This window comes from Varibaculum cambriense DSM 15806, from assembly GCF_000420065.1.
GTDB lineage: Bacteria > Actinomycetota > Actinomycetes > Actinomycetales > Actinomycetaceae > Varibaculum > Varibaculum cambriense.
In genome coordinates this window covers 284,425-307,019 of the sequence record NZ_ATUF01000003.1, presented here as the reverse complement: position 1 = coordinate 307,019, position 22,595 = coordinate 284,425, and the positions used below count along the sequence as shown (strand labels likewise).

Sequence of the window (22,595 nt, the reverse complement as noted above, 5' to 3'; positions counted from 1 at the left end):
AAGCTCCTAACGTGACTTCTTCGACAGTGAATTTTTTTGCCTTTAGCCACCCAGCCTGCTTAACATAGACAAGTCGACGCGGGGTGGAGCAGTTCGGTAGCTCGCCGGGCTCATAACCCGGAGGTCGTTGGTTCAAATCCAGCCCCCGCTACTAGCAAAAATCCTGCAACCTTAGGTTGCAGGATTTTTTATGTTCCTGCACTTACTGACAGTTCCTGCCACAATAAGGGCATGAGTAAAATTTTATGGGCACACCGCCAAGGCAAGAAACACTATGTAGGACAAAATGAGCGCGGCGCCAAAGTCGAAATCGGGATGGGAGAAAACCAGTTCACTCCCGGGGAACTGCTGCAGCTCGCTCTGGCCACCTGCCATACTTTTTCCGCTGATCACGTATTCTCTGCTGCTTTAGGAAAAGATTTTGCGGCCGCCGTAGGGGTAGCAGCACAAAAAGATGAGCGCCGCGATTCCTATTCCCACCTGACGGTAGAAATGGTTACTGACCTCGCCGAACTAAGCGAAGAGCAGGTGGCGCAACTACGGCAAAAATCCCAGGAGGCAATAGATAAATACTGCACCGTTGGCCATACCCTAGACGATGGCGCCAGCTACGACTTTGACCTGGTTTCAGAATAGCCGCGCCATTAGGAACTCTCTCCCAGGGGCACGAGAAATCTGACCTGCGCCCTCCAAAAGGGCTAAGCGCCGGGGATAATCATCGGTAGAGCGTTACCCCTGAATATGAGCGCGATTCTTATAGGCTGCCAGGCAATCGCGAGCCACCGGCGTGTCATTAAAAGCGTGGAAAACTCCCTCAATTTCTTGATAGGGCTCCGCGCCTTTGCCAGTGATTATTACCGTATCGTCCGAATGAGCAGCCAAAATTGCTTTCCGGATGGCATCCCGGCGGCAGGTAGTTACTTCACAAACGTTCTCCATCTCGGGGCGTTCCTCTTTAATCCCGGATAGCAGCTGGGCGCGAATACTTTGGGCATTCTCGGTGCGCGGATTTTCGTCAGTCACCCAGAGAATATCTGCCTCTTGAGCAGCCACTTTAGCTAGCGGTACCCGTTTGGTCGCATCGCGATCCCCGTCGGTACCAAAAACCAAGTGTAGTTTCCCGGGCGTGAACTCTTGCATAGTGCGCAGAATCGAAGCTAACGCCTCCGGGGTATGGGCATAATCATTGATTACCAGCGGGGTACCTTCATTACGCCGGCTGACGATTTCCAGGCGCCCGGGAACGGCTAGGGTCGCTAAGCCCGCTTTTACGGCCTCGACGGGAATCCCGATTCCGGTAACCATGAGATAGGCAATCGCGGCATCTTGCACATTTACCTCCCCGGGCAGGGCAACGGTAATTTTTTCCTCGCGCCCCACATTCGGTTCCGTCTTCCCAGTTAAAGTAAAATCGCACGCCGCATGCGCAATGTTGTTAACTTTTCGGGTTACTACCCAATCGGCTTGCGCAGCCGGATCGTAGGCAGATACTGTCAGATTTTGGGTGTCACAATTAGCCGCTAATTGCTGCCCCCACTTATCATCGACGCAGATCACGCTATAATCCGTAAACTCTTTAGAACACAACCGCGCCTTAGCTGCCAGGTAGTTTTCCATCGTGTGGAAATAATCCAGATGATCATGCTGCAGGTTCGTAAAAGCGGTGGCATCGAACTTCATTCCTGCTATGCGCGCCAAAGCCAGGGCATGCGCGGATACTTCCACTACTGCGGCCTGCATCCCCTGCTCCACCCCGTAAGCCAGGATTCGCTGCAACATCGGACCTTCAAACGTGGTACGCGAAGATTGAATCCGCAAATCCCCCACCTGAGTTTCCGCCGTAGAAAGAATCATGGTGGCAAGCCCTGCCGCTTCAAAAGCAAATTTGGCAGCAAAACAAGTAGTGGTCTTGCCATTAGTTCCGGTTACCGCCACGGTTTTCATTTTCCCTGCCGGATTATCGAAGGCTCTAATCGCGAGGGGTGAAGCCGCTTCCCGCGGATCCGGCACCGTCACCACCGGGATTTTCACCCCTTGGGAAGTAGCGATTTGCGCGCCCTTAGCATCAGTAATAACCGCTGCTGCCCCCAGAGATTCCACCTCACCTGCAAACTTGGCGGCATGCACATTCGCCCCGCCCACTGCTATAAAGGCCTCCCCGGCTAAAATCTCATCAGACGCCATAGAGACTCCTCGCACTGGAATCTCTTCCCAGGAGGCATCAATTTCGGGGGTAAAGCCGGCAACTAAACGCGCCAGCGAAACCGGAGCAATATTTTGGGGACGAAAATCTCGAAAAGTTACGGTCATAGCCTCTACTCTAGTGGCAACTTCCTTGCAAACGATAAAGTGCGCAGCCGCAGCCTCTACCCCCCTTCTCAGGGACACACCAGTTCTCCCGCTCCCCTGCTACAGATTTCCGCGAATACTTCCGGATCTGTGAGGCATTGTCCCAGTTGATTGGGCTTTCCGCTGCCGTGATAATCCGAAGATCCGGTAATAGCCAATCCCAGAAGTTTCGCTATTTCCCTGACCTCGGCCTGTTCAATCGGGTTTTGCTCCGGGTGGAAAGCCTCCAGGGCAAATAGTCCCGCTTCTTTTAGCAGGGCAATAGTATCTACCGACAAGAAACGGCGCTGTCTTTTGCCGGCTCGCGGATGCGCCAGAACCGGGACTCCCCCCGCTGCTATTACCTGTTCCACTGCCTCGATGGTATCGGGAGCCTGATAGTGCACATAGTATTTACTGGAAGTAGCTAACACCTGCTCAAATGCGGCGGAGCGGTCAGGGAAATACCCGGCTTTTACCAAAAGATCAGCAACGTGTGGCCGCCCAATGGGGCTCGATCCCGCCTGCTCGACAACTGCCGGATAAGAAATATCAAAATCTGCAGATAAGCGCTGCACCATCTCCCGCATCCGCTGCTGGCGTGCCTCCACGGTTTTTACGAATAACTCCTTTAACACCGGGCTTTGCGGGTCAGGTAAATAGGCGAGCAGATGCGCGGTGATTCCCTGATGGGAAGTGGAGATCTCTACCCCGGGAACCAAACCAACCCCGCATTCCGGAACCATTTTACTGGCAGCTGTTATCCCCGCGAAGGTGTCATGATCGGTAAGCGCGATGACATCCAAACCGGTTTGCGCGGCCAGAAGCATCACCTGCTCGGGAGAGTCAGTACCATCTGAACAGGAAGAATGAGCGTGTAAATCGATTCGCGTCGCCGCCATAGGACTATTTTAGGTCATCGTGGCATGATGGAAGTATGGAAGAAAACTTAGCAGCAGCAGAAGAGCAACCCTTAAAAGACCGGGTAAATAACCGTTCTCGCCGGATTGGCAGTCCCGCGTTTCGCGAATTTATTGGCAGCGGTTGGGGCGAACGTAAAGATCCCGATCCTGTTCCCAGTCACGCGCGGGATTTCTTGACGGCTCGCTATCAAAAACTAGGTGCCCAGTTCCGAGGGGAACGCCTAGTGATTCCGGCCGGAAACTATAAGGTTCGTTCCAATGATTGCGACTATCGCTTCCGCGCCCACTCCGCATTTGCCCATTTGACTGGGCTAGGCGGGGAGCTCGAACCGGACGCCGCGCTAGTCCTGGAACCGCTAACCGATAAAGAGGGGACGCCCTTAGAAAATGCCCCCGAAAATGCGGGGGCAGCTACTCATCGCGGGATCGTATTTTTCCGTCCCCAAGCTCCGCGCAGCAGCGAAGAATTTTATGCTGACTCCACCTATGGTGAGTTCTGGGTGGGACCGCGAATGACGCTTTCTCAAATGGAGGCAGTGACCGGCTTGGAGGCGCGCCCCTTAGACACTTTGTCCGATCAACTGGCTAAAGATGCAGGTCTGGTGCAGCTGCGAGTAATACGCGAAGTCGACGCTTCGGTGCAGGCGGCGGTAGAGAAAGTGCGTAGCGAAGCCGGGCTTCCGACCGGAGAGGACGCCCGGAGCCGGGATGAAAAACTCGAAGAAGCCGCCTCGGTATTGCGCTTGCAAAAGGATGCCGCCGAGGTCAAGGAGCTAGAGCACGCGATTGCGGTTACCAAGTCGGGCTTTGAAGCCATGATTCGGGCGCTGCCCCGTGCAACCCAGCACCATCGCGGTGAACGGGTGGTTGAGGGAGCCTTCCAAGCTCGGGCTCGTGAAGAAGGCAACGGCCTGGGATACGACACCATTGCAGCCTCGGGAAATCACGCCAATACTTTGCATTGGATTGATAACGATGGACCAGTCCGCTCAGGCGACTTGATTTTGATTGATGCCGGAGTGGAAGCCGATTCTCTCTATACCGCGGATATCACCCGCACCTTGCCGGTAAATGGCAAATTCACCCCGGTGCAGGCCAAGGTGTATAACGCGGTACTCGATGCCTGCGAGGCCGGCTTGGCGCAAGCCAATAAGCCGGGATGTAAGTTCAAAGATGTACATGACGCGGCAGTTGCGGCTTTAGTTAAACATTTGGATGCCTGGGGGGTATTGCCGGTGAGTGCCGAACAGACCCTCTCAAAGGACGGCGGGGAATACCGGCGCTGGATGCCGCATGGAGTCTCCCACCACTTAGGGCTAGATGTCCACGATTGCGCCTTAGCCGCGCGGGATATGTATATGGATGCCCTGCTAGAGCCAGGCATGTGTTTCACGATTGAGCCGGGTCTCTATTTCCACCAGGACGATCAACTCTTACCCGAAGAACTACGCGGCATCGGGGTGAGGATCGAGGACGATGTGCTAGTGGAGGCGAACGGCAGCGTACGCCGTCTTTCGGAAGATATTCCCCGCACTATCGAAGAGGTGGAAGCTTGGATGGCACGCCTTAACGAATATCCCGCCTCATAGACCAAGGATTATTAATCTGCAGAAGCGTTGTGTCCGCGTAGTTTATTGAGGAACTGGCGAGTACGCTCCTGGGAAGGATTGCGGATTAACTGCTTGGCGTTGCCAGATTCCAGTACCACTCCGTTATCAATAAAGAGGGCGCGATCCGCGACTTCGGCAGCAAAATCCATCTCGTGAGTCACGATTACCATGGTCATCTGCTCCGCTGCCAGCGAGCGAATGATCTGTAGGATTTCTCCGGTCAGCTCGGGGTCTAAGGCGGAGGTGGGTTCATCGAAATACAGCATCTTAGGCTTTAATGCCAGTGCCCGGGCGATCGCAACCCGCTGTTGTTGCCCGCCGGATAACTCTGCCGGGTAGGCCTGGCCTTTATCGGCTAGGTTCATCCTTTTTAACAGTTGCAGCGCTGTTTCCTGGGCTTCTTCCCGCCCTCTCCCCTGCACCTTCATCGGGGCATCAGTGAGATTTCGCAGCACGCTCCAATGTGGAAACAGGTTAAAGTCTTGGAAAACCAACCCAAAATCGCGCCGGAACTCGCGCTCATCCCCAGTAGAAACCTTAACGCCGGCCTCTTTCTTTAAAGCCTGCTTGCCGAAATAGCAGATTTCTCCGCTATCCATTTGTTCTAAGAAAGTACAGCAACGCAAAAGCGTAGATTTTCCGGAACCTGAAGGACCAAGAACCGCCAGGACTTCACCGGTGTTGACCGTCAGCGATACTCCTTTAAGCACCCGGTTAGTACCGAAGCTTTTTTCCATACCGGTAATACGTAGCGCTTCCATCTTCCTCACCTAATCTTGTAGCTTCCCATGCGTTTTTCAATCCGTTCCATCACTACCGCTACCACCAGGTTGAACACCCAGTAGAAGATACCGGCTGCCACAAATGGCAGCATAGAAGCACTAGCAGCGGCCTGTTGCTTGGCAATCGTAAACATCTCCGCATAGGCGATCGCAAAAGCCAGAGAAGTATCTTTTACCAGGGTGATTACTTCGTTGGTAATCGAAGGTAGCACCGTACGGAACATTTGCGGCAACTTGATGGTCAGGAAAGTACGCGCCGGAGAATACCCCAGCACAAAGGCGGCTTCCGATTGTCCTACCGGGATCGCTTGGAAACCTCCGCGGTAGATTTCGGCAAAATAGGCAGCGTAGTTAATCGCGAAAGCGATAATTACTGCGCTGAAACGGTAGGCGGCTCCGATTTGCATCCCGAAAAGGAAGAAGGGACCGAAATACACCACCAAAAGTTGCAGCATTAAGGGGGTTCCCCGCATCACCGAGATATAAAACTGAATAAGCCAGGCTAGCGGTTTAAAGCGGCTCACCCGCCCACCGTAAACCACCAACCCCAAGGGCAGCGATAAAACCAGGGTGAGCGCGAAGATGATGAAGGTTTGTAGCATACCGCCGGCGAGTTCCGGCAAAAACGATAAATCCATTACCCATAACTCCCTGCGTTAGCGTTTAGAATTTCGCGCAGGAAACTACTTAGCGACGATCGATGTTTCTAATTTATACTTCTTCGCGATCTTGAGGAAAGTACCGTCCTTTTTCATCTCGTCCAGAGTCTTTTGTACCTGGTCACGCAAAGCCTGGTTCCCCTTCTTGAAACCGATACCGTACTGCTCGGTGTGGAAAGGCGGATCCATAATTTCGAACTTGTCTTTTCCGCGCTGAGACAACTGGTAGTCAGCTACTCCAATATCAACCGCAACCGCATCAGCTGCGCCGGCCTCCAGGGTCATAAACGCGTTATTGTAGTCCGGAACCTGGGTCATTTCTTTGAAGCTGGAAACTAAATCCGTGTTTTCCTTATCCTGCAGCGCGGCCAGCCCCGAGGAATCTACCTGTACCAACACGGTTTTATCTTTCAAGTCTGCCAGGGACTTAATCCCCGATCCGGCTTTAGTAACGAACACAATCGAGTTATCTACGTAGGGCTTAGAGAAAGTGTATTGTTTTTCCCGCCCGTTCATAGTGAAACCATTCCAGATGCAGTCGATAGTGCCCGACTTGAGCTCCATATCTTTGGAATCCCAATCAATAGCCCGCTTTTGCAGTTTCCAGCCGTTACGTTTAGCAACTTCGGCTGCCAGATCCAAGTCGAAACCTACATACTCTCCGCTTTTGTCTTTATATCCATAGGGCGGGAAGTTGGCATCGAAGCCTACCGTAAAGTCATCACCCTTAGCTTTGCCAGCATCTGCGGCGCCCGAGCCTCCTGCACATCCAGAAAGCGATAGCGCCAGCACCAGACTGGTTAGCATTAGCAGCGTTTTCTTCAACTTCATTTGGAATCTTTCTCTCGAGCCAACCTGCAAGACACCTAGAGTTTAACAGAGCGCCTGGCAGATCCTTTTAAACGCTCATTCTCATCTCAGAGTGCAAAATATTTTGGAAATCCCGGCTTTTGGGTATAAAACGCCCGACACTTTCCTTTTCCTCCCGGTTTCTTTGCCAGAAACTGGGAAGAAAAGGACAGATTAGCCGGCCTGGTAACCGGTACGCGCTTTCAGCAAGTCCCCACCGGGAACCGCATCGATAAGTTCGCGGGTGTATTCTTTTTGCGGATTGGCGAAAATATCGTCAGCTTTGCCGTATTCGACCAGTTTGCCCTGTTCCATCACCGCGATATCGTCAGCGTTTTCACGCACCACCGCCAAGTCGTGAGTAATGAACAGATAGGTCAGCCCCAGCCGGCCTTGCAGTTCGTTAAGCAGATGCAGAATCTGATCTTGCACCAGCACATCCAAGGCAGATACTGCTTCGTCTAGCACTACCAGTTCGGGACGCAGAGCGAGGGCACGCGCGATTGCCACCCTTTGCCGCTGACCACCCGACAACTCGTTCGGGAAACGCCGCATAGCGCTGCGCGGTAGCGCCACCATATCCAACAAATCTGCGACCCGCTTTTCTCGCTTAGCTCGGTCACCGATATGGTGAGTACGCAACGGTTCCTCGATACAGCGATAGACCGAGAACATAGGATCCAAAGATCCGTAAGGGTTCTGGAAAACCACCTGCATTTTGCGGCAAAGCGCAAATAATTGTTTGCGATGCAAAGTCGACAGGTCGATACCCTCGTAATAAACCTTGCCAGAAGTGGGATCAAGCAGATTAAGGATCATATTGGCAACGGTGGATTTACCGGAACCAGATTCCCCTACCAAAGCCAAAGTAGAGCCGCGTCGCACCTGGAAGGAAACGTCGTCGACCGCCCGGAAACTCTTTTTCTTACCCTTTTGTCCGCGGATTTCGAACTCTTTAACCAAGTGCTCTACGCGGATGACTTCTTCGCCCAGATGTTTTTCTAAGGGCTCTCCCAAAACATTGGTGCCCATAACTTTCTGCCCGGAGCCTTTGGCCGCCGCCACCGCCAGATTTACATCTGCAGAAGTACGCGAGTCAATAGTACCGCTGGTGGCCTCGTCCTCGGCAGGAGAATAATTGATTTCGATCCGCTGAGACGCCAGCGAAGGCGCTGCATTTACCAAACGCTGGGTATAGGGATGGCGGGGATCGTTCAAGATTTCCCGGGCAGGTCCTGACTCTACTACCCGTCCCCGGTGCATAACTACCAGGTGGGAGGCACGCTCCGCCGCCAGCCCCAAGTCGTGGGTAATAAACAAAGTGGAGGTCCCCAGCTCTTGGGTTTCTTTTTCCAAGTGATCTAGGATCCGCCGTTGCACGGTTACATCCAGCGCACTCGTGGGTTCATCAGCGATTAGCAGCTGTGGTCCGGCCGCTAAACCGATGGCAATCAGCGCACGCTGACGCATCCCCCCGGAAAACTCGTGCGGATACTGTTTAGAACGTGCCTCCGCATCAGGCAGGCCGGCATCCGATAAGGCTTTCATGGCCTGTTCATGGATGTTTCCGCCTTTAGTGGCCTCGTTATACTTCAGCGCCTCGGCTACCTGGGAACCAATTTTCCAAACGGGATTCAGGTTCGACATGGGATCTTGCGGTACCATCCCAATCTGGGCTCCCCTCACCTGTTGCATCTCTTTCTCAGTGAGAGTAGTTAGTTCCCGTCCATCAAATTTAATGGATCCGCCGGCAACTTTTCCGGTACCGGGCAACAGGCCGATTATTGACATAGCCAAGGTGGATTTACCGGAACCGGACTCCCCTACAATCGCCACGGTCTGCCCGCGATAGAGAGTGAGATTAGCTTTACGTACCGCCGGAACCACCCCGGTAGTGGACTGGAAAGTAACTTCTAAGTCTTTTACTTCCAGTAACGGCTCGGGGGTAGCATTCTCACTACCTGCCACCGCCTTGCTGACGGCATCATTCTGATCCGAGTCAGCTGCCATAATCTGATCCTTTTGGTTATTTTGATTCACGATTAATGTTTCCTCTGGTTCGGGTCGAGCGCGTCACGGATTACGTCGCCCATCATGATGAAGCTCAATACCGTAAGCGCCAAGGCAATCGAAGGCAAGAACAACACCATAGGAGCGGTGCGCAGTTGCTGCTGGGCAGTAGAGATGTCCCCACCCCAAGAAACGATGGAGGAAGGCAAACCAATCCCCATAAAGGATAGGGTTGCTTCCGCCACGATAAAGGTTCCCAGCGCCACGGTGGCATAAACAATCACCGGAGCCGCCGCATTCGGCAAAATATGCCGCAGCAGAATCCGAATATTAGATACCCCTAGGGTACGTGCTGCAGTTACGTATTCCTCGTTCTTAATCGAAAGCACCGCTCCGCGAGTGATACGAGCGATTTGGGTCCATCCGAAGACACCCAGCACGATCACTACCATCCAGATAGAGCGGTGTTCCTTAAACATTTGCATAATCACAATGGCCGCTAGCACCATGGGGATGGCGAAGAAAATATCCACGATCCGCGAAAGAATCGCGTCTAGGATTCCCCCGAAATACCCCGCCAAAGCCCCGAAAATTACTCCGATAATCGTGGCAGTTAGAGTAGAGAAAATCCCTACTGCGATCGAAGCACGGGCTCCGTAAATAATCCGGGAATACAGGTCGCATCCCTGTTTATCAAAACCGAAAACGTGGCCTTTAGTAGGGCCATCCAGGGAGTTTTCCAGGGTGCAATAGGTGGGGTCTTGGGAGGTAAACAGCTGGGGTACCACGGCCATCAGCACTGCCAGGGTGATAATCACCAACGCCACCCAAAAGAGGGGGCGACGACGCAACTGTTTCCAGGCTTCTCCCCACACCGAGGAGGGCGCCGATTCGTCGGCTACGGCATCGACTGCCCCCAGGCCGGTTTCATCGACCTGGTTAACGAAATGTTTTTGTCCGGGAAGTAGTTGGTTACTCATAGCGAATCCTCGGGTCTAGTACAGCGTATAACAGGTCTACTAGCAGGTTAGCGACGATATAGACCAGCACCAGCACGGTAGTGATCGAAACTACGGTCGCGGCTTCACCACGTAAAATAGCTTGGTAAAGAGTACCGCCCACGCCGTTAATCGCGAAGATACCTTCAGTAACAATCGCACCCGTCATCAAGGCTCCTAGGTCGCCCCCTAGGAAGGTAGCCACTGGAATCAGCGAGTTCCGCAGCACATGGTGGGTCATTACCCGAGATTCGGGAATCCCCTTGGCCCGGGCAGTACGCACGAAGTCGGCGGTCAAATTCTCTGAAACTTCTTGCCGGGTTAGCCGGATGACGTAGGCACAAGAAACTGCTCCCAGCACCAGCGCTGGCATCAGCAAGGACTGGAAACTAACGTTTGCCCCGACAGTCGTAGGCAACCAAGCAAGCTTCACCCCGAGTAGGAACTGCAGCAAGAAACCGATAACGAAAGTCGGAACCGCGATTACTACTAGGGAAATTACTAGCACGGTGGAGTCAAAAATTTTGCCCTTTTTGAGTCCGGCGAAAAACCCGAAGAAAATCCCGATTACCGCCTCGAAAATAATCGCCATAAAAGCCAGTTTGATAGTTACCGGAAAGGCATTAGCCATTACTTCCGTAACTTCCCTTCCGGAGAAGGTCTTTCCGAAATCTAGGGTGACGATTCCTTTTAGATACAGCAGGTACTGCATCCACAGCGGTTTATCCAGGTTGTATTCCGCGCGTATCTGTGCGGCTACCGAGGGGGGCAATCCCTTATCTCCACCCAGTGCCTGCACCGGATCACCCGGCATGGCATACACCATGGCGAAAATCAGTAACGTTGCCCCGAAAAATACCGGGATCATCTGTAGTAGACGATGCCCTATGTATCTGAGCATAGGTCTCTCCTTGACTATAAGCTGTGTTAAACCCTATCGCGTTAAAGCGTCCAGAAAAAACCGGAGGCGGGTCAAAAGGCATTTTGCTACCTTCAGACCCGCCTCCGAGCCTGCTTTTATTGCAGGATTGTTATTTCTCGCTATCTTTAGGCGTTCTTAGTGATCTGGTAGTAAACCGGTTCACTCTTCCAGTTAAAGGCAACGTTCGAAACATTGTCTTTATTCCAAACACCTAGAACATTGGAGTACCACAGCGGGATAGCGGGCAGATCGGTGAACAGAATCGATTGCGCTTCCGCAAACTTCTTGTCCTGCTCCTCGCCAACCGGCAGCTTCGCAATGTCCGTCATCAACTGGTTGAATTGCGCGTTGTCGTACTTACCATCATTAGAGTTACCGTTCTTAGAGTATAGGGGCTCCAAGAAGTTACTCATCCCCGGGTAGTCCGCTTGCCAACCAGAGCGGAAAGCACCCTTGATAGTTTCCTGGGTAATGGCATCGCGCAATCCCTTGAAGTCCGGGTAAGGATCGCCAACTGCATCGATTCCCAAGTTGGTCTTGAGCTGGTTGGTAACCGCGTCTACCCAGTCTTTGTGGGACGAGTCCGAGTTATAGCCGATGGTGAACTTGCCGTCGAACTTGGAAATAGCATCAGCTTTCGCCCACAGTTCTTTGGCTTTAGCTTTATCGAACTTCAAGACTTCCGCACCTTTAACCTGCTTCATAACTTTGTCGTAGTTAGGCATGGCCGGAGAGGTGAAATCTTTCGCCGGTACCCGAGTCTTCTGGAAGATCTTCTCACAGATGCTTTCGCGATCGATGGCGTAGGAGAGCGCTTGCCGACGCAGGCGGCCTTCCTCATCCATCCCAAAGTGCTTAAGGCGATCCGGGATCGTGAAGGACTGGAAAATAGCTACCGGAATATTGGCGTGAGAATCCGGGAAATCAGACTGGAAGGTGCTCATAGAGGCAGCTGGAACATCATCGAGTACATCCAGCTGACCAGACTGCACATCGGCATAGGCTGCATCAGACTTGGTGTAAATCTTGAAAGTGAGCCCACCGTTCTTAGCTTCCCGCGGGCCAGAGTACTTGTCGTTCTTTACCAGTTCAATAGATTCATTGTGGTGCCAGCCCTTGTCCTTTAGAGTGTAGGGACCGGGGGTGGCAGTCGGGTTCTGACCGAAGGCTTTCATATCTTTGAAAGCTACATCCGGTAGCGGCGCATAGGCAGAGTAGCCCAAACGTAGTGCAAAGTCAGAAGTCGGCTGGTTAAGAGTTACTTCGAACGTGTAATCGTCGATCTTCTTCAGGCCGGCCAATTCCGGAACATCAGGTGCCGCGGCTCCTTCTTCTTCCGGACCAGGGGTAAAGCCCTTAATAATCTCGAAGAAAGAGGAAGCCATTTGCGCGTTCTTCGGGTTTGCCCCGTAGTTCCAGGCCTTGATGTAGTTATCGGCCTTAATGGGCGAACCATCGGAGAACTTAGCGTCCTTCTTGAGTTTAATGGTCCAAACTACTTGGTCTTTAGACTCAATAGATTCGGCCAGCTCGTTCTTCGCTTCTCCCGTCTTAGGCTCGTAATAGACCAGGCCAGAGAACAGCGCGTCCAGAACCCTACCGCCACCGGTTTCATTGGTAGAAGTAGGAATCAGGGGATTCTGCGGTTCTACGGTGTTTACAGTAATAATCCCTTTGTCATCTGCCTTAGCTGCGGAAGAGTCGCCAGCCCCATTTGAACAGCCGGCGAGCCCGAGGGAAAGAGCAAGTGCAGATGCAAGGGCCAATGCGCCCCGTCGTTTCACTATTGCCTCCAAGCTTGTTGCTTACATTGTTAAAGCTGATGTATCAGCAAAATTGTTGACACGATCACAGCTAATATAGCATTTCTAGTTATAGTTTTTACAAAATCCCAAGATTTTCTCGACTTGGCTTTGAGGAAGCGATAACTGGTAGGATACCGACTACTCAGGATGTCGACAGCTATTTTTCGGGGTTTGTTCAGTACTCTTCACGCCTGGTTGTCCTTGGCTGTGAAGCAATAGCGCCAGCTAGATACTAGATATGACGGGAAAGATCGGCTTCTTCCGGTTTTACGGCCGGGGCGCGGGTAACTAGTTTATGCCCTCCCCATAGCGCCAAGAAGAACAGTAGCCCGATATAAACCGCTAGGAAGTCCATCACCGAGGCTTCCCCGCTAATCACATCCAAAGACTGACCAACTATCACTACCGCGCACATTATCAGGGCAATTATCGGCCCTGCGGGATAGAAACTTGCCTTGTAAGGCAGATCCTTTACCGATTTTCCCTGGGCTTTATAGGCGCGCCGGAAACAGTAATGAGACCAGGCGATTCCCATCCAGGTAATAAAGCCTGCAAGCCCGGAAGCATTCACCAACCATACATAGACCTGACCGGTACCTACGCGCGAGGTGGCGAAGCAAAGTGCGCCTACCAAACTGGTAGCCACTAGTGCCATTAGAGGTACGCCGTGACCGGTCAGCCGAGCAAAAATCGCCGGTGCTTTCTTTTCTTTGGCCAGGGAATAGAGCATCCGGGTGGCCACATACATTCCGGAGTTACCGGCAGACAGAATTGAGGTTAAGATGACCGCGTTCATTACTCCCGCTGCAATCGCTACCCCAGCTCGTTCAAAAAGCAAAGTAAAGGGAGACTTGGTAACGGCCTCGGTAAAGCCTTGGGCAGTATCAGAATCGGCGCTCGCTCCCTGTAAGAGGGCGGGATCCGAATAGGGAATCAGGAAGGCAATCACCGCGATCGCGCCGATATAGAACAGCAGAATCCGCACAAATACCGCCCTAGTAGCCCGGGGAACATTAGTTTCCGGATCTTGGGTTTCCCCGGCCGCTATCCCGATCATCTCGGTACCTTGGAAGGAGAATCCGGCGATCATAAAGACCCCCATAATGCCCCAAAACCCATTAACGAAGGGGGCATCTCCCCGAGTAAAGTTGGTAAATCCCGGAGACTCTCCCCCTAGAATCCCTATCACCATCAGCAATCCCAGCACCAGGAAGACAATCACGGTTACTACTTTGATGGAGGCAAACCAAAACTCAGATTCGCCGAAACCACGAACCGTGAAGGCATTAAGAGCAAATAGGATTACCAGGAATAAAAGTGACCATATCCAGGCCGGTACCACCGATTCTGGAAACCAGTATTGCATCACGATAGTAGCGGCAACTAGCTCCGCCGCTACGGTGATTGCCCAGTTGTACCAATAGTTCCACCCTTGGGCAAAACCAAATGATTTGGATACATAGCGGGTAGCGAAAACTTCAAAAGCCCCGGAAGTGGGACAGTAAGTAGCCATCTCCCCTAGCGATTGCATCAGGAAGAACACCATTACGCCAATGGCACCATAGGCAACTAAGGCTCCCCCCGGACCGGCTCCGGTAATAGTACCGCCGGAGGCCACAAACAGCCCTGTGCCGATCGCTCCTCCGATGGCGATCATATTGAGATGTCGTGCCTTTAGCTTGCGGTGAAGCTGGGCACTATCTGCCGGGGAAAAACCGGGATTACTATCAGAAACTTCGCTACTTGCCACGACATCCTCCGAGATGATTATTTTCTAGTAACTTTATGAAAAGCTACCTCACCTTTCCAATCTGTAGTCACTTTGCCCACATGCTGACTAAATCCGATGTTGGAGCCGGGAGACCACAGTGGGATCGAAGGCAAATCTGCCAGCAGCAAAGTTTGCGCCTGTTCATAGAGTTTGCCTGCCTCTTTAGGAGTATCTGCCGCCTGTGCCTTAGAAAGTAGCTCCGCGTATGCGGGATTGTCGTATCCCATTTTGTTACCATTACCGCCTTTTACGTAACGGCCAGCAAGTAGATTATTCGGAGAGGGATATCCCATAGACCATCCCATTCGGAAAGGACCGGAGAAGGCATGCTCATCCATCATTTCCATCATAGTTTTGAAATCAGGTTTAGGATCGCCTACCGCTTTAATCCCCAAGGTATTTGATAATTGATTACAAATTGCATCTACCCAGGGTTGATTAGATTCATTGGAGTTATAGGTGATTTTTAATTCCCCCTGCCAGGGATGGATCTTATCGGCAGCTTGCCAGGCTTGTTTGGCAGCTACGGCATCGAATTCCAGCACCTTATTATTTTCGGCACCCCCAGCGATATGCCCCAAGATTTGTGGGGGTAAGAAATCAGTGGCGGCCTTGCGGGTACCGTAAAAGATGGTTTCAATGATTTCTTCCCGGTTAATAGCTTGAGATATCGCCTGGCGCCGCAGTTTGCCTTCTTCACCCGAAAAATGTTTCGTCTGGTAGTCAATATCTAGGGTTTGCATTCCAGCTTGCACCGCGCTGGCGCGTCTGTTCCCCAAATCCTTTTTAGAATTCGGAAGTTCCCCGTCCGGGATTTGATCAAGCACATCTAGGTTCCCAGCCAAGAGATCCTGGTAGGCCGCCGATAGATCTGCATAGATTTTTACTTCCAGTCCCGCGTTTTGTGCCTCGCGCGGTCCGCGATAGGTAGTGGATTTATCGAGCATTATCTGAGTGGAAGGCTCCCAGTTAGTAAGCGTGTAGGGGCCATTGCCTACCGGTTTTTGCCCAAACCCTTTTTTTATTTTCCCCTGTTTGTCAAAAGCGCTATCGGGTAGCGGATAAAAACCATTAATCCCCAAGCGATTAGAAAAATCAGCCACCGGACGTTTCAACTTGATAGTAATTTTGTCGTCACCGTTAGCCATGACCCCGCTGAGGTTACCGGTTCCATCGCCTTCTGCCCCCTCGATCGCTTCATAAGCCGTGGTAGCCCCCAATTTTTGCGCAGCCGAGGCTTTCCAGGCACGCACAAAATTCTTCGCCAGTACCGGGGTTCCATCGGAGAATTTCCGATCAGTATTTAAATGAATAGTCCAGGTTTTATGGTCGGAAGAATCCGTGATTTCCCGAGCCACATCGTTGACTACTTTTCCCTGCTGGTCATAGGTGACTAAACCAGCAAATAGCAAATCAATAATCTTTATTCCGGCATCGTCGTCGGCAGCTGCGGGGATGAGCCCGCGCGCCGGTTCTTCCCCGTTAATTGAGATCCGGTCAACTGCATCGGTGGGGGCATTGTTACTACAAGCGGTCAGACCTCCGGTAGTAAGGATGGTTGCTGCCAGAACCGCTAGAGGGAGCCAACGACTGCGCATAGTCTTATGCCTTTCTAAAAACCGGAACGATTAGCTTTAATAATACTGATTTATTACTGTTAGTTTATATTTTGCGCAACTTACTTTTGTTTTTCCAAAATTAATAGAAATAATCCCTATTTTTCGCTGAGAGCCACATCGATATCCCGCAGATAAGGATCTGCGGACGAAATAACGTTATTTTCCCGTACAGATTGCGGTGAATGCAGTAGTAAAGATTGCTTCTAATCGGTGACGGCGTCCGCGAGCACCTGAAAATGAACTGCTCCGGCCGGGGCTACTTTCCGCACAAACTCAGCGAACCCACTGCCTCCAGACGCCAGGAAGTTTTGGTATATCGCTTTCCAACGCCGCCACCCATACCAGGCAGCCACACTCATGGCAGGAACCCCTAAATATCGTTGACGCCACAACACCTGGCTCCAGGGGTCACCTACAGTATGGTGCAGATACTCGATCGCCTCCGCTAGACCCCATTTCGTTTTCCCTTCCCCTTGGCCGCCATATAGCTGCAGATCAGCTAGAGCCAACGCCACATAGCGCAGAATTCGCTCCTGGATTTGTAATCTGATCTCCCCCGGGATATCCCACAGCTCCGGTACCATTTCCAGGGCAAATAGATCCCAACCCAAATTAGAGACCGGTAAACGCGCAGCTATCCGGGTAAAAAGATTAGCGCCGAAAGTCTCGCGCGCCCGCGAATAGAGGTGCGAGCCCGGGATACCTTTCTCCAGAGCCGCTAGCGCAAAGTAGCGGTTATCAATCTCTAGGAAAGAGTCGAAGGCCCTGCCACTAATAGCCGCCGGGTTTTCTCCGCTTTGATAGGCGTGGGGCGCTCTAGTAGCGGCATATTTTCGAGGTAAAACTCGGTTGTTCTTTGCTAGGCGGATTCCCGCGGAATAGTAGGGATGAACCAGGCAGCCGTGGGGATCGTTCTCCCATTTCAAGGAAGAGGATTCGGGATTAACCAGCTCTGCTAGCTCCGGATCTACCTGGGAGCGCAGACTATCCCAAGCATCCTCCATCGCCCAAGTCAGCACCTCAAAGCCATCAGCCACCTCTAAATCAGAAATCCGATAGACAGGCTTATCCCCCAGCTCCCTGCGTAATTGCTCGCACACAGCACGCACGCGCACTAAATCTTCACTAGCCGTTGCAAACAGTTCACCGGGATTGGGCTCGTTGACCCCGATACTCGCTAAGGAAATGAAATAGGAGTGTGGATCTATCGAAGTGATGGGAGAGCATGCCGGCAGAATTTCTTGCTGCAAGAAATCTGCCATTTCTAAAAAGGCATCCTGAGCGGCAGAGATTCCCCGCTCAAAGGCACGCTGACTCATTTGTGACGGCCGGGTACTGGCCATTTCCGCGCGTTTGTCTTCGTAGATATCATGCTCGGGATTCGCCAGGATTCTTGTCTGCTCCAACACCATTTCCAAGACTTCCCGAGGGAATACCCAGCCGCGATCGCGGGATTCTTTCATAGTGGTTCTCAGACCCGCAAATGCTTGGGGAAGAGCCAAGAATCTCCGGGTAAGATTACCTACCGCCGCCTCGTTACTTACCTCCATCAGTTTGCAGGTTTCCGCAAAAACCTGAATCGGCGAGTTAGTCCCGGTAATCTCGGAAGTCAGGAACCCGGATTCGAATTTTTGTTGTTCAGCACGTGCCCAAAGGGTAAAGCCCTTGGCTTCCCTGATCTCCCGAGCTGTCCCCTTAGGGGTCTTCGCCATCCTCGCTAAAGTATCTTTTCGCAGGTTGTAGCGTTCAGAAATTCCCGGAGGCGAATAATCTGGGAGGAGAGCGTCATATCCGGAGATTCCCCATTCGGAGGCTTTAAACGGATCGATCCGAGCATAGGCGGTGACGTATTGGTCAAGTACGCCGTCGATTTGCTTAACCTCGGTTGTCAATCGCACCTCCTATTTTCGCTTCCTTTATTCTTCGCTTCTGTCACCTCGGCGAGATTGCAAGACGATAGCTATCGCCCTATATTATGGCTTACCCGCATTAGGAAACTAAAAACAATATTCTAGAAGTGATGGAACAATATTTCACGGATCAACCCGCGGCTAGTGCGGGAGAACGTACCCAGATCGAAGTGACTCTAGGGGGAAAAAAACTTAGGTTAGAGGGCGCAGAGGGAGTATTTTCTGCCCGTCACCTAGATAAAGCAACCGCGGTGTTATTAGCGGAGGCGCCTACCCCACCGGGAACCGGCACTTTTTTGGATCTAGGCTGCGGCTGGGGGCCACTGGCAATCAGCCTAGGCCTTTTAAGCCCCGACTCACAGGTGCTAGCGGTAGATGTAAGTGAACGCGCGCGGGATCTCAGCCGCACTAACGCCCAGCGGGCAGGAGTTTGTCTGCAGGTAGGCTCTCCCGAAGAGATTTTCGCGGCCGCCAAAGCTGCCGGAGGACTCGATCTGATCTGGTCTAATCCCCCGGTAAGGATCGGGAAAAAACCCCTCCAAGACTTACTGCTGACCTGGTTGCCGCTATTGAAATCCGATGGAGAAGCGATTTTGGTAATGGGAAAGAATCTAGGCGCAGATTCGATGCAAAAATGGCTGTGCGCGCAAGGGTTCCCCACCCGCCGCCTGGCCTCGAAAAAAGGTTTTCGCCTCCTAGCGGTTTCCCCTGCATAGTTAGACGACTGCAAGTTACAAACGCGGCACCGATTAGATACGCGGGGGATAACTTTTATCCGAGTGGGTGCGGTGGGCATAAGAATTCGGGAAACGTCGCTACGTTTTTCGAATTCTTGGGCGGGAGGAAAAAGTTATCCCTCGTGTTCATTACCTTCCGGCGATATAGCAAAGCGCGGGCAGATACTTTTCTCAGTATCTGCCCGCGCAGTTATTAAGTTTTAGTTATCTGGTCAGCATGTTTTCACTGGCGAAAAACTGCTATTGTCCTTAACGAGAAGCGACTAAATCTTTCGCGTCGACACTGGCATCTCGATCAAGAGCAGTTTCCCGCTGCGCCAATAGCTGGGTGCGAACCCCACGGGGATCCTTAACGATCAGGTAACCGATCCAGACAATACCGGCCAGTGCCACCACGAACAGACCCAGGTAGGTATCGTTGAGCATATCGCTGGCAGCAGGCGAAAATACCTCTGCGCCTTCTTCGATATATTCAGCGGCCAGGTCAACTGTCCACATTAGAGAGGCTCCCCAGTACATCCAGCAAAGGAGATCTACCCGCATTTTTGATTGGGGGGCATGTGCATACCACCAGGCGGTGGAACAGATTGCCGCAAAAAGGGTGATTACTAGAGTCATTGTTAATCCTTTACGCCTCGATCTTTTCAGGAGCTGGGTTGGTACGCCGTTCGTTAGCGCGAATCAGGGCTACTCCAATCCCCCAGACTGCGGTGACCAGCACTGCCATCCCGACACCCACGGTTCCCATTTCAAATAGCATCTGCTGGGTGGTTGATCGCTCCGTAAGCGCAGACAGGAACGGGAAATATGGGATCACTTCCCCATGCCAGAGGTGCTCAAAAGCCAGCAACAAGGCTCCGCCCCATAGCAGGTTGGTTAGCCAGGTCAGCTTGCGAACTAGATTTAAAGAACGTTCGGTACTTTCCGGGGAAGCACCATTTTTTGCTTTCCTTGCGATTTGTTTCTTAGCTGCCGTAACCGCCACTGCTTCTACGGTTGGAACAATAAAACATGCCACGATAACTCCTTCGACTATCTATGAGCTTGCTACCGAGTTTAACAAATTATCTGCTTGCGATGAGGGATCCTCCACCGCCCGCCCTGCCGGCTAGGAAATCATTCCCAACTCTCTCCAAGTGTCCAATGATTCCTGGGCTTCCTCGGCGGTTAAAAGATTCATTGCAAAACCATTTTGGATGAGGACATAGTCGCCTACGCGCGCCTCGGGAAGATATGCCATACAAGCGTCCTGCACTTGTCCAGCTACATCGATGCGCCCCATCGGCATCACGCCGGACTCAATCGATAAGATTTTGCAGGGCACTCCCACGCACATGATCTACATCCTTCCTTACCGGGATACTTGATCCTCTCACCCCAGGATACTCCTCACTAGTTTTGCAGGGTATCAACCGTCAGCCCCATTTGCCCCTCCGGAGCTGAACTCAGCGGCAGACAGGGATCAGCCTCACGGATTGATTGCTCTAGAACTGCTTGTCTACTCGCATCTTTTCTGCTGATCGCCTGGGTTAATAGATCTGCCAGCCAGGGTTCGTTTTGCGCGGTAGGAGTCAGGATGGTAGCGGCACTAATCACCCCTTGGGAATCGGTGCGGTAGGTATGAGCCAGCAATCCGCGCGGACCATCAACCAGTCCGGTGGCAACTCCCTCTTTAAAACGTGCCTGCTCCACCGGGGGGCAATCTTCCAGTTGTCCTGGTGCAAGCAAATCTATAAGCTCAGACACTAGCGCGACAGTTCTTTCCAAGACGTGCAAGGTAATGATTGCGCGCGCACTAGCCGCATCTCGGCTAGCCGCTAACCAGCGTACTTGCGCCGCGCTTGCCAGCTCACTGGGTAAGAGGCCCACCGAAAGCTGCGCAACCGGCCCTACCCGATAGCCCCCTTCTTTTGCGCCCAAACCAGTCAAATAGGGACGCGGTGCTGGTGCGCCCGGATTATCCTCAGTTATCTGCTGGTTCCACTGCGAGAAGTCAAACTCTTTCCAGGTCGAACCGGCGCGCGCTGCCCGAACCCTGTTTCCAAAAATATCCGGGTCTCCGTCCTCGTTAATCAAAGCTAAATCTATCCCCGCAAACTGGCTAAATACTGCGGTCTTAGGCTGAATGTTGAGAGCTAGTTCGCACAGCTTTTCGGCGCTGGTTAACGCGCCAGATAGGTCTTTTTGAAGGGTCTTTAAATCTTCGATATTCGGCCAATTTCTAACCCCTCCCGGCACGGCGGTAGTTGGGAAATGCCCTGGCGAACCTGCTGCAATCAGCATTTTCTTAGAGATTTTCTTTAGCGTAATCCCGCTATCGCGGTCTTGGCGTAAGAACCGTAGGGAATGGGTTTCCACCACCGATCCGTAATGTAGTAGGCGGCGGGTAAGCTCAGCTGCCCGCGATAGTTGCGCACTGTCGCTGAGCGTATCGAGGGCGCGGATCCCGGCTAAATGGTGAGCTACTGGGCATATCCCGCATAAATGCTCGGTCATTTTCAAGGCTTCCAGCGCAGATTTTCCCACCAACATTCCGTCTATCCGCGGTAAACCTTGCAGATCAAAACGAGCATGAGCCTGGCCTTGCGAGTCTGGGGATACCACTACCCGCCCTTCCAGCGGATCAATGATTTCATCTAGGTTGATTTTCATGACTCTCCTGGGAAAATGAATATATGCATGAACTTGGGCTATTAACTTCGGTAGTGGCGGCGGTGGAAAAAGCAGCCGCTGACGCTGATTATCAGGTTACCCGAGTTGAAAAAGTCGCGCTAAATGTCGGTACTATGTCTGGCGCTATTCCAGAAGCTCTTTATGGTTCCTGGCCAATCGCTCGCGAAAACACCATTTGTAGTTCGGCCGAGCTCGAGGTAAACACCATTCCCGCTAGTGTCTACTGCCCGAATTGCAGTAAAGAGGTAGAGATTGACGAGTTTTTTGCGCTGCTATGCCCAGAATGCGGGATGCCTACTGGCAATCTGGCTCACGGTCGTGAGTTTGAAATTTCCTGGGTGGAATGGGCTAAGGATTAACCCACGAATCTAGGATCTGGGCAGCATAATTGACCGCTGGTTTTATTCCCGATGCGGCGGTAGCAGTTAAACCTAAGTGGAGGTCTACTTTTTCGCTAACTACTCCTACAACTTCTAGCACTGCGGGCTCTTTTCCCGTAAGGCGGGCAGAGCTTAACACATCAAGCAGTCCCACCTGGTGCGGTGACATCTTCATTGAAAGTAGGCGGGGTACATGATCCCCACTCATATGCAGTGCTTGCCCCGGTTGGCGCTCCTTGCCAGGAGCTACGGAATCTAGAATCAAGAGTCGCTCAGCCTCTTGAACTACCGGAACCAGCTCCATACCGTTAGTTCCACCTTCTAACAGTGATAGTTCTCCCCGGGCGATCGCAGCCTGCCAAGCAGGACGCTGGGGTACTAATGCTTGTAGTCCCGCTAGGATCTCTAGGCCAATGCCATCATCACCCATGATCGGGTTTCCCACCGCCAAGACGGTAAAACGGCTTCCTTCCCAAGCACTACCATCAGCCTGAGAGATGTCAGGAAGGGGTAAATAGTGATCACTATTTTCTGCCCCTAAGGGTATTTCTGATGGTAAACTCGCAGGAAATTGCGGGGTAAAGTCCCCCGCAGACGTCAAGTTACCTGCCGACATCTA

The 22,595-nt window shown here is 52.3% G+C and carries 21 protein-coding genes and 1 tRNA gene; 5 read left to right on the top strand and 17 right to left on the bottom strand.

The features are described 5' to 3' along the window. Window positions 1-77: 77 nt before the first annotated feature. Both F605_RS0106450 and F605_RS0106445 read left to right on the top strand, forming a co-directional pair. Window positions 78-151 (top strand) — tRNA-Met (locus tag F605_RS0106450). Window positions 152-231: 80 nt separating this feature from the next. Beyond that, a complete protein-coding gene (locus F605_RS0106445) occupies window positions 232-636 on the top strand; it encodes an OsmC family protein (RefSeq protein WP_022865077.1) in 405 nt (134 codons plus the stop codon). A gap of 93 nt (window positions 637-729) precedes the next feature. Here F605_RS0106445 and F605_RS0106440 read toward each other — a convergent pair whose 3' ends face one another. Both F605_RS0106440 and F605_RS0106435 read right to left on the bottom strand, forming a co-directional pair. Further along, entirely contained in the window at window positions 730-2,310 is a 1,581-nt protein-coding gene (locus F605_RS0106440; protein ID WP_022865076.1) for a UDP-N-acetylmuramoyl-L-alanyl-D-glutamate--2,6-diaminopimelate ligase, read from the bottom strand. A gap of 68 nt (window positions 2,311-2,378) precedes the next feature. After that, complete coding sequence (locus F605_RS0106435) at window positions 2,379-3,230, bottom strand: PHP domain-containing protein (protein ID WP_027723667.1); 852 nt, start codon at window positions 3,228-3,230, stop codon at window positions 2,379-2,381. A 35-nt stretch (window positions 3,231-3,265) separates the two neighbouring features. On the opposite strand from F605_RS0106435, the gene F605_RS0106430 reads away from it, so the two are divergent. After that, the gene (locus tag F605_RS0106430) at window positions 3,266-4,840 is read left to right on the top strand and encodes an aminopeptidase P family protein (protein ID WP_022865074.1); all 1,575 of its coding nucleotides are present in this window, start codon (window positions 3,266-3,268) and stop codon (window positions 4,838-4,840) included. 11 nt (window positions 4,841-4,851) lie between these two features. Here the strand turns inward: F605_RS0106430 and F605_RS0106425 are convergent, their stop codons facing one another. The 10 genes from F605_RS0106425 to F605_RS0106380 all read right to left on the bottom strand — a co-directional run bounded on the left by F605_RS0106425 (window position 4,852) and on the right by F605_RS0106380 (window position 18,168). Beyond that, on the bottom strand, window positions 4,852-5,622 hold the full coding sequence (locus tag F605_RS0106425) for an amino acid ABC transporter ATP-binding protein (protein ID WP_022865073.1): 771 nt from the start codon (window positions 5,620-5,622) through the stop codon (window positions 4,852-4,854). 5 nt (window positions 5,623-5,627) lie between these two features. Further along, window positions 5,628-6,281, bottom strand: a complete 654-nt coding sequence (locus F605_RS0106420; RefSeq protein WP_027723666.1) for an amino acid ABC transporter permease — start codon at window positions 6,279-6,281, stop codon at window positions 5,628-5,630. Between the two features lie 45 nt (window positions 6,282-6,326). Continuing rightward, window positions 6,327-7,133, bottom strand: coding sequence for an amino acid ABC transporter substrate-binding protein (locus tag F605_RS0106415; protein ID WP_027723665.1), 807 nt, complete (start codon window positions 7,131-7,133; stop codon window positions 6,327-6,329). A gap of 192 nt (window positions 7,134-7,325) precedes the next feature. Next, on the bottom strand, window positions 7,326-9,161 hold the full coding sequence (locus F605_RS0106410) for a dipeptide ABC transporter ATP-binding protein (protein WP_081639163.1): 1,836 nt from the start codon (window positions 9,159-9,161) through the stop codon (window positions 7,326-7,328). 32 nt (window positions 9,162-9,193) lie between these two features. Beyond that, a complete protein-coding gene (locus F605_RS10270; RefSeq protein WP_022865071.1) occupies window positions 9,194-10,141 on the bottom strand; it encodes an ABC transporter permease in 948 nt (315 codons plus the stop codon). Next, window positions 10,134-11,060 (bottom strand): ABC transporter permease, encoded by a 927-nt coding sequence (locus tag F605_RS0106400; RefSeq protein WP_022865070.1) that lies wholly within the window; start codon window positions 11,058-11,060, stop codon window positions 10,134-10,136. The genes F605_RS10270 and F605_RS0106400 overlap by 8 nt, the downstream gene beginning before the upstream one ends. A gap of 146 nt (window positions 11,061-11,206) precedes the next feature. Continuing rightward, window positions 11,207-12,865 carry a peptide ABC transporter substrate-binding protein gene (locus F605_RS0106395; protein WP_022865069.1) on the bottom strand — a complete coding sequence of 553 codons (1,659 nt, stop codon included), beginning with the start codon at window positions 12,863-12,865 and terminating at the stop codon, window positions 11,207-11,209. Window positions 12,866-13,118: 253 nt separating this feature from the next. Then, window positions 13,119-14,636, bottom strand: coding sequence for an amino acid permease (locus tag F605_RS0106390; RefSeq protein ID WP_022865068.1), 1,518 nt, complete (start codon window positions 14,634-14,636; stop codon window positions 13,119-13,121). A gap of 17 nt (window positions 14,637-14,653) precedes the next feature. Further along, the gene (locus F605_RS0106385; protein WP_022865067.1) at window positions 14,654-16,255 is read right to left on the bottom strand and encodes a peptide ABC transporter substrate-binding protein; all 1,602 of its coding nucleotides are present in this window, start codon (window positions 16,253-16,255) and stop codon (window positions 14,654-14,656) included. A gap of 224 nt (window positions 16,256-16,479) precedes the next feature. Next, window positions 16,480-18,168, bottom strand: coding sequence for a DUF885 family protein (locus tag F605_RS0106380; RefSeq protein WP_022865066.1), 1,689 nt, complete (start codon window positions 18,166-18,168; stop codon window positions 16,480-16,482). Between the two features lie 128 nt (window positions 18,169-18,296). On the opposite strand from F605_RS0106380, the gene F605_RS0106375 reads away from it, so the two are divergent. Then, a complete protein-coding gene (locus F605_RS0106375) occupies window positions 18,297-18,902 on the top strand; it encodes a methyltransferase (protein WP_022865065.1) in 606 nt (201 codons plus the stop codon). Between the two features lie 270 nt (window positions 18,903-19,172). Here F605_RS0106375 and F605_RS0106370 read toward each other — a convergent pair whose 3' ends face one another. The 4 genes from F605_RS0106370 to F605_RS0106355 form a co-directional block, all read right to left on the bottom strand. Next, entirely contained in the window at window positions 19,173-19,541 is a 369-nt protein-coding gene (locus F605_RS0106370) for a hypothetical protein (protein ID WP_022865064.1), read from the bottom strand. A 10-nt stretch (window positions 19,542-19,551) separates the two neighbouring features. After that, window positions 19,552-19,941, bottom strand: coding sequence for a hypothetical protein (locus F605_RS0106365; RefSeq protein WP_022865063.1), 390 nt, complete (start codon window positions 19,939-19,941; stop codon window positions 19,552-19,554). 90 nt (window positions 19,942-20,031) lie between these two features. Beyond that, entirely contained in the window at window positions 20,032-20,259 is a 228-nt protein-coding gene (locus F605_RS0106360) for a HypC/HybG/HupF family hydrogenase formation chaperone (protein WP_022865062.1), read from the bottom strand. 56 nt (window positions 20,260-20,315) lie between these two features. Further along, window positions 20,316-21,575 (bottom strand): nickel-dependent hydrogenase large subunit, encoded by a 1,260-nt coding sequence (locus F605_RS0106355; protein ID WP_022865061.1) that lies wholly within the window; start codon window positions 21,573-21,575, stop codon window positions 20,316-20,318. 23 nt (window positions 21,576-21,598) lie between these two features. Here F605_RS0106355 and F605_RS0106350 point away from each other — a divergent pair, with 23 nt between their 5' ends. Continuing rightward, a complete protein-coding gene (locus F605_RS0106350; protein WP_027723661.1) occupies window positions 21,599-21,955 on the top strand; it encodes a hydrogenase maturation nickel metallochaperone HypA/HybF in 357 nt (118 codons plus the stop codon). Here F605_RS0106350 and F605_RS10265 read toward each other — a convergent pair. Then, on the bottom strand, window positions 21,945-22,592 hold the full coding sequence (locus F605_RS10265) for a hydrogenase maturation protease (RefSeq protein ID WP_022865060.1): 648 nt from the start codon (window positions 22,590-22,592) through the stop codon (window positions 21,945-21,947). The two genes, F605_RS0106350 and F605_RS10265, sit on opposite strands and share 11 nt — an antisense overlap. Window positions 22,593-22,595 lie beyond the last annotated feature (3 nt).

Excerpts from the sequence above, each read along its gene's own strand:
- F605_RS0106445 (WP_022865077.1), top strand. The coding sequence starts at position 232 with ATGAGTAAAATTTTATGGGCACACCGCCAAGGCAAGAAACACTATGTA.
- F605_RS0106440 (WP_022865076.1), bottom strand. The coding sequence starts at position 2,310 with ATGACCGTAACTTTTCGAGATTTTCGTCCCCAAAATATTGCTCCGGTT.
- F605_RS0106435 (WP_027723667.1), bottom strand. The coding sequence starts at position 3,230 with ATGGCGGCGACGCGAATCGATTTACACGCTCATTCTTCCTGTTCAGAT.
- F605_RS0106430 (WP_022865074.1), top strand. The coding sequence starts at position 3,266 with ATGGAAGAAAACTTAGCAGCAGCAGAAGAGCAACCCTTAAAAGACCGG.
- F605_RS0106425 (WP_022865073.1), bottom strand. The coding sequence starts at position 5,622 with ATGGAAGCGCTACGTATTACCGGTATGGAAAAAAGCTTCGGTACTAAC.
- F605_RS0106420 (WP_027723666.1), bottom strand. The coding sequence starts at position 6,281 with ATGGATTTATCGTTTTTGCCGGAACTCGCCGGCGGTATGCTACAAACC.
- F605_RS0106415 (WP_027723665.1), bottom strand. The coding sequence starts at position 7,133 with ATGAAGTTGAAGAAAACGCTGCTAATGCTAACCAGTCTGGTGCTGGCG.
- F605_RS0106410 (WP_081639163.1), bottom strand. The coding sequence starts at position 9,161 with ATGGCAGCTGACTCGGATCAGAATGATGCCGTCAGCAAGGCGGTGGCA.
- F605_RS10270 (WP_022865071.1), bottom strand. The coding sequence starts at position 10,141 with ATGAGTAACCAACTACTTCCCGGACAAAAACATTTCGTTAACCAGGTC.
- F605_RS0106400 (WP_022865070.1), bottom strand. The coding sequence starts at position 11,060 with ATGCTCAGATACATAGGGCATCGTCTACTACAGATGATCCCGGTATTT.
- F605_RS0106385 (WP_022865067.1), bottom strand. The coding sequence starts at position 16,255 with ATGCGCAGTCGTTGGCTCCCTCTAGCGGTTCTGGCAGCAACCATCCTT.
- F605_RS0106375 (WP_022865065.1), top strand. The coding sequence starts at position 18,297 with ATGGAACAATATTTCACGGATCAACCCGCGGCTAGTGCGGGAGAACGT.
- F605_RS0106370 (WP_022865064.1), bottom strand. The coding sequence starts at position 19,541 with ATGACTCTAGTAATCACCCTTTTTGCGGCAATCTGTTCCACCGCCTGG.
- F605_RS0106360 (WP_022865062.1), bottom strand. The coding sequence starts at position 20,259 with ATGTGCGTGGGAGTGCCCTGCAAAATCTTATCGATTGAGTCCGGCGTG.
- F605_RS0106355 (WP_022865061.1), bottom strand. The coding sequence starts at position 21,575 with ATGAAAATCAACCTAGATGAAATCATTGATCCGCTGGAAGGGCGGGTA.
- F605_RS0106350 (WP_027723661.1), top strand. The coding sequence starts at position 21,599 with ATGCATGAACTTGGGCTATTAACTTCGGTAGTGGCGGCGGTGGAAAAA.
- F605_RS10265 (WP_022865060.1), bottom strand. The coding sequence starts at position 22,592 with ATGTCGGCAGGTAACTTGACGTCTGCGGGGGACTTTACCCCGCAATTT.